The sequence below is a fragment of the Haladaptatus sp. genome (assembly GCF_049589095.1).
Classification (GTDB): domain Archaea; phylum Halobacteriota; class Halobacteria; order Halobacteriales; family Haladaptataceae; genus Haladaptatus.
Genome location: NZ_JBAWAC010000194.1, coordinates 1 through 6,072, shown reverse-complemented (window position 1 = coordinate 6,072; position 6,072 = coordinate 1). Strand labels below are relative to the sequence as shown.

Genomic DNA, 6,072 nt, shown 5'->3' with positions numbered 1-6,072 from the left:
AGGTCCCGCTCGATCGTGATGCCGGTGACGACCCGCGCGTCCGCGACGAGTTCGCGTTCCTGCTTCGGCGTTTTGGCGTGCACGACCGTTCGGTCCGGGAGACGTTCGCGCAACGCTTCGGCGTACGATTCCATCGAGAGTCCTTCCGTCCCCTCGCGGAGGACGACGATATCCGGGTTTTCGCTCATGGTAAACCACCGCGTCGAGTGACGCGAATCGATAATCGAACGATTGTGGGGCCACATATTAGTCCTTTTGTGTAGTCGCTGTCAACGGAATGCGTTTACAATTAAGTGGGTGGGCGTGCCAGTACCACGCATGGCAGAGTCAATCCGTGATCGACTTTCGGACGTCCGACGGTCCTTCCACCGGTACCCGGAACCCGCGTGGCGGGAGTTCTACACGACGCACCGACTTGTGGAGGAAATTCGGAATATCGGCGTCGACGAACTCGCCGTCGGCACCGACGTGTACGACAGCGACGAGCGAATGGCCGTTCCGGACGCCGACGAGGTCGAGGAATGGCAGGAACGGGCGCTCGAACGCGGTGCCGACCCCGACCTTCTCGAAAAAATCGACGGGGGTAACACGGGCGTCGTCGCCGTTCTCGACCAGGGTTCCGGACCCGTCGTCGGCCTCCGCGTCGACATCGACGGCCTGTTCATCGAGGAATCGACGGCGGACGACCACGCCCCCGCCGACGCCGGATTCCGGTCCGAAAGGGACGGGACGATGCACGCCTGCGGTCACGACGCACACATGACGTGGGGACTCGCCACCCTCGAAGCCATCGCGGAGAGCGACTTCGACGGGAAGTTCGTCGCCTTCTTCCAACCCGCCGAGGAGGTGTCCGGCGGCGGTCACCCGATGGCCGAAAGCCGGTTTGCCGACGACCTGGACTACCTGTTCGCCGTCCACGTCGGTCTCGACCATCCAACGGGAGAGGTCGTCGCCGGAATCGAGCGACCGCTGGCAATGTCCCACGTCGACGTGACGTTCGAGGGAACGACCGCCCACGCCGGGAAAGCGCCCCAAGATGGCGACAACGCGATGCAAGCACTTGGGACAGCGATCCAAAACGCCTACGCGATTCCGCGCCACGAGGACGGGATGACGCGCGTGAACCTCGGACGGGCGGAGGCCGGAACGTCGAGCAACGTCATCGCCGATTTCGCACACGTGGAGGCGGAAGTACGCGGCGAGACGACCGAACTCATGGAGTACATGCAGTCCCGATTGGACAGGACGCTCGAAACCGCCGCCGAGATGCACGGCTGTGACGTGGACATCGACGTCCGGAGCAAATCCCCCCGAGCGGATAGCGACCCGGAACTCGCCGAGGTCGTGGCGGACGTTGCGCGGGACGTCGAGGGTGTCGAGTCCGTGCTCCTGTCCGCGGACTTCGGCGCGAGCGAGGACGCCACGTTCCTGATGGAACGCGTGCAGGAGGACGGCGGCCTCGCCACGTACCTCATCGTCGGAACGGACCACCCGACGAGCCATCACACGCCGACGTTCGACGTGGACGAGCGAAGCCTCCCCATCGGCGTGGACGTGTTGGTCGAATCGATACTCGCCGTCACGGACGACGGGCCATGAACTCGGAGCGGACGGGCGACGGGCCACCGGCGGGTGACGACCCACCGGCAGGCGACGATCCACCGACGGCCGACGACATCGTCACCGTCGCCGACGTGGAGGCGGCCCGGGAACGACTCGATGAGGTGGTCCATCGGACGCCGCTCGACCGTTCGACGACATTTGCCGAGCGCAGCGGGGCGGCGTCGGTCGGACTCAAACTGGAGAACATGCAACGGACGGGGTCGTTCAAGAGTCGCGGCGCGTACAACACGATGGCGCAACTCCCTCCGGCCGAGCGCGAGCGCGGCGTCATCGCGTCAAGCGCGGGCAACCACGCGCAGGGCGTCGCCTTCGCGGGCGGATTGCTCGACATCGACACGACCATCGTCGTCCCCGAGGTGACGCCGTCATCGAAGATAGAAGCGACGCGCGGGTACGGTGCCGACGTCGTGGTGGAGGGCGACATCTACGAGCGGTCCTACGAGCACGCGCTCTCGCTCGCCGACGAGAAGGAGTTGACCTTCGTCCACCCGTTCGACGACGAGGCGATAATCGCGGGACAGGGAACCGTCGGACTCGAACTGCTGGAACAGTACCCGGAACTGGACACCGTCCTCGTCTCAATCGGCGGCGGCGGCCTTATCTCGGGAATCGCGACGGTTCTCAAGGCACACGACCCGGACATCCGCGTCGTTGGCGTCCAACCCGAGGGGGCGTTCCACGCCAAGCCATCGCTTGAACGGGACGAGATTCACGAACTGCCGGACGTGGACACCGTCGCGGAGGGAATCGCCGACACGCGCCTGCTCGAAAAGACCTTCGCCGTCGTCCGCGAGCGCGTGGACGACGTAGTGAGCGTCACCGACCGGGAGATGAGCGTCGCCGTGACCCTGCTCGCCGAGCGGGCGAAAACCGTGGTCGAAGCCGCGGGCGCAGCGCCGCTCGCGGCGCTGTGCTCCGGTGCAGTGGACGTGGCGGACGAACACGTCGCGGTCGTCGTCTCCGGCGGCAACGTGAACCTCGCCGAGCACGCCGAACTCACGCGTACCGGCCGAATGGAACTCGGTCGCTACGCGGAAGCGAACCTCTCGGTCGCCGACTGGCCGAGCGGTCTGGAGACGCTTACGGATACCGTCGATAACCACGGTGCGGAACTGGAGGAACTGGAGCGTACGCGCCGAACGAACGCGGACGAGCCGAACCGGACGCCGGTGAAAATCGGCGTGGCGGGGAGCGGTCCGAAACAGCTTTCGTCCCTGTTGGTGGCGCTGGATCACCGCGACGGAATCGCGGTCGTCAACGACAGCCTCGACGGATAAAAGGTTCGTCGTTCGTTCAGACTGCCGCGATGGCCTCGTTCAGAATCCCGATGCCGAGTTCGATTTCACGCTCGGTCGAATCCAGCGGCGGAAGCAGCCGGATGGTTTTCTTTCCACAGCCGAGCGTGAGGAGTCCCCGTTCCAGCGCCGCCTGAACGACGGCGTCGCGGCGCTCCGCCGTGTCGAACTCGACGGCGAGCATCAGGCCTTTGCCCCGCACGTCCTCCACGTGTGTCGGTGCGGCGTCGCGGAGCAACTCCTTGGCCTGCCGCCCGCGTTCGGTCGCGTTGTGGAGCAGGTCGTACTCCTCGATGGCCTCCAGCGTGAAGGTTCCCTGCATCGACGCGAGCAGGTCGCCGCCGCCGAACGTCGAACCCAGACGGTTCTTCTCGGCCGGGAAGAGGTCCGACCGAGAGATGGTCGCACCGGTTCGAAGCGCCTTCGCGCTGGCGATGACGTCCGGTTCGATGGGATAGTGGTCCGAGGCCCACATCTTCCCCGTGCGACCGACGCCGGACTGGATCTCGTCGGCGACGAGCGGGATGTCGTACGTCGAACAGACGTCGCCCACTTCCTCCATGAACTCGACGCTCGGGAATCGATACCCGCCGACGCCCTGAACCGGTTCGATGACCATGAACGCGACCTCGTCGGGGTTGACGTGGCCGCCTTCGGGTTGGAGGGAATTTCGTAGCTGTGAGCCGTTGCCGGTGAAGAAGCCACAGTCACAGGAATCGTTACCGTCGTGTGCGTCACAGAACGGGACGGTTCGAACCCCGGCGATTTCGGGGTAGTGTCTCGTGTACACCTCGTTCGAGCGGGTGATGGAGAGGGTGCCGAGCGTTCGCCCGTGGAAACTCCCGTCGAACGTGTAGGCGTACTTCGCGGCCGGGTTGTGGTCGTGGGTGATCTTCATCGCGTTCTCCATCGCCTCGGCCCCGGAGTTCGAGAGGAAGACGGTGTCCATTCCGTACTGGCTGGAAACGTCGACGAGTTTCTCGATGAGGTGGCTGGACGCGGGGAACTCCGCCGTTTTCGGGTCCGGGCCATCGCCGAAATAGATGTCCTGCCCGGCGATTTTCATCGGTTCGACCAGTGAGAACTCGCGCAGTTTGCCGAGAATCTTCTCGTTGTTGTAGCCAAGCGGTGCCGCGCCGATGTGGCAGGTGAAATCGAGCAACACGTTGCCGTCTACGTCAGAGACGAACGGGCCGTGCGACTCGCCCGTGATGTCCCAGACGAACTCGTGTGAGAACTCGCTCGGTGCCGCGTGTTCGGTATGAAAACCGATCCACCGTTCCGCGTTCGGACCGGGGAGTGCGGCCACGTCGGGGTATGCCGTGTCCCTATCCATACACAATGTTCGTATATCCCGTTATTAAAACTTGTTATCGTCAAGCGGTGACGACCGTCACCGATCAGTCGTCGTCCTGACCGGCCACGGTCGGTTTGTCCGCAGTCTCCTCCCTCGACGTCGGCGCGCCGATGAGCTTCGTGCGGTCCTGAAGGAGCACGCCACCGGACTCCTTCTGGAACGTTCTGACGAGGCCGAGCATGGCGAGGAGACAGATGATCGCGAACGGAGCGCCGGTGATGATCGCGGCGGATTGCAGCGCTTCGACGCCGCCGACGACCATGAGGATGGACGCGACCGCGCCCTGTGCCACCGCCCAGAAGATACGGTTGATGGACGAGGGGTGTTCCTTCCCGCCGGTCGTTATCATCGACACCGCCAACGTCGAGGAGTCGGCAGAGGTGACGAAGAACGTCGTCACCAAAATCAGGAAGGCGACGAGCAGGAGCGGGCCGATGACCGGTATCGCGTTGAACAGGACGAATCCAGAGACGGACGCGTCGTACTGGTTGATGGGGCCGAGGATGTGTGCGACACCGGAATTCTGCATGATGACCGCCGACCCGCCGATGATGATGAACCACGGGACGGTCGCCATCGACGTGGCACCGATTCCGGCGAACGCGACTTCGCGGACGCTCCGTCCGCGCGAGATGCGGGCGATGAACAGCCCCGCGAACGGCGACCACGCGAGGGGCCACAGCCAGTAGAAGACGGTCCACTGGTTGACCCATCTATCCCAACTTGGTGGCTGGGACGCCTGCGTGTAGAGACTCATCCTAAAGAAGTCGGTGACGAACCGACCGAACGCTTGCGTTCCGAGGTCGAGGATGCGCAACGTCGGGCCGAAGATGAGGGTGGCGACCATCACCAGGAAGAACAGCACCATGTTGAAGTTCGAGAGCCACCTGATACCCTTGTTGACGCCGAGAATGAGTGAGGCGGTGAAAATCACGGTCATGCCGGTGATGATGAGGATGGTTCCGACGTCACCGAGTGCGATACCCCACCGGAAGTCGAGGCCCGTGATGAACTGGCTTCCGACGAATCCCAACGACGTGGCGACGCCGCCGAGCGTCGCGAACACCGCGAGGATGTCTACGGTCTTCCCGATGTACCCGTCAACGTTGTCGGCACCGAGTATCGGCGTCAGTACGGCGGACACCCGGAGCGGGGCGTCGTAGTTGTACACGAAGTAACCGATGGCGAGGCCCATCACCGTGAAACAGGACCACTGGGTGAGACTCCAGTGGAAGATGGCGTACTCCACCGCGATGGGCATCGCCGCCGCGGATTTCGGTGGCGCGTCGTACAACGGTGGAACCTCGGCGAAGTGGCTCAGGGATTCGGCCGGACCCCAGAAGACGATTCCCGCCGCGAGTCCGGCGGAGTACATCATCGCGAAGTACGAGAGGTAGCTGTACTCCGGTTCTTCGTCACCCAACCTGAGTTTCCCCCACGGGCCGAAGATGAGGAACGCGAGGAAGAGCACGAAGGCCAACATCACCAAGAGGAAGAACCAGTTGAAGTACTGCTGAATCCAGTTCTTTATACCTAGGACGTAGTCGTATGAGCCGGACGGATTCAACACGAACGCGACGACGAAAATCAGCGTGATAGCGGCACCGAACACGAAAATCGTCGGTTCGATTTCGTCAAGGAACTCCGAGACGACCCCCTGCCCGTCGGACTGGCTCATCTCACCCCACCTCCGTTTCGTACGTACGGCGACGGTAGTTCGGGTCGCTCAACCCGTGTCTTCAGCGGCCGATTCATCGGTCTGCACACGTTCCGGTTGCACGATTTGTATCTCATGAG

At 63.5% G+C, this 6,072-nt stretch carries 4 protein-coding genes and 1 pseudogene; 2 read left to right on the top strand and 3 right to left on the bottom strand.

Annotation, left to right across the window (positions count from 1 at the left end; translation table 11 throughout):
• Positions 1 to 188, bottom strand: a pseudogene (locus WBV42_RS06445) (D-2-hydroxyacid dehydrogenase); the annotation flags it as partial.
• A gap of 130 nt (positions 189 to 318) precedes the next feature.
• Here WBV42_RS06445 and WBV42_RS06440 point away from each other — a divergent pair.
• Both WBV42_RS06440 and ilvA read left to right on the top strand, forming a co-directional pair.
• On the top strand, positions 319 to 1,599 hold the full coding sequence (locus WBV42_RS06440; RefSeq protein WP_423985296.1) for an amidohydrolase: 1,281 nt from the start codon (positions 319 to 321) through the stop codon (positions 1,597 to 1,599).
• The gene (gene ilvA, locus WBV42_RS06435; protein ID WP_423985295.1) at positions 1,596 to 2,900 is read left to right on the top strand and encodes a threonine ammonia-lyase; all 1,305 of its coding nucleotides are present in this window, start codon (positions 1,596 to 1,598) and stop codon (positions 2,898 to 2,900) included. The genes WBV42_RS06440 and ilvA overlap by 4 nt, the downstream gene beginning before the upstream one ends.
• Positions 2,901 to 2,916: 16 nt before the next feature.
• Here the strand turns inward: ilvA and WBV42_RS06430 are convergent, their stop codons facing one another.
• Together WBV42_RS06430 and WBV42_RS06425 are read right to left on the bottom strand one after the other, a co-directional pair.
• Positions 2,917 to 4,254 (bottom strand): aminotransferase class III-fold pyridoxal phosphate-dependent enzyme, encoded by a 1,338-nt coding sequence (locus WBV42_RS06430; protein ID WP_423985294.1) that lies wholly within the window; start codon positions 4,252 to 4,254, stop codon positions 2,917 to 2,919.
• Positions 4,255 to 4,318: 64 nt separating this feature from the next.
• Positions 4,319 to 5,953 (bottom strand): BCCT family transporter, encoded by a 1,635-nt coding sequence (locus WBV42_RS06425; protein ID WP_423985293.1) that lies wholly within the window; start codon positions 5,951 to 5,953, stop codon positions 4,319 to 4,321.
• Positions 5,954 to 6,072: the final 119 nt, after the last annotated feature.

Bases quoted from the DNA above. Each gene is read 5' to 3' on its own strand.
- ilvA (WP_423985295.1), top strand. From the start codon at position 1,596: ATGAACTCGGAGCGGACGGGCGACGGGCCACCGGCGGGTGACGACCCA.
- WBV42_RS06425 (WP_423985293.1), bottom strand. From the start codon at position 5,953: ATGAGCCAGTCCGACGGGCAGGGGGTCGTCTCGGAGTTCCTTGACGAA.
- WBV42_RS06440 (WP_423985296.1), top strand. From the start codon at position 319: ATGGCAGAGTCAATCCGTGATCGACTTTCGGACGTCCGACGGTCCTTC.
- WBV42_RS06430 (WP_423985294.1), bottom strand. From the start codon at position 4,254: ATGGATAGGGACACGGCATACCCCGACGTGGCCGCACTCCCCGGTCCG.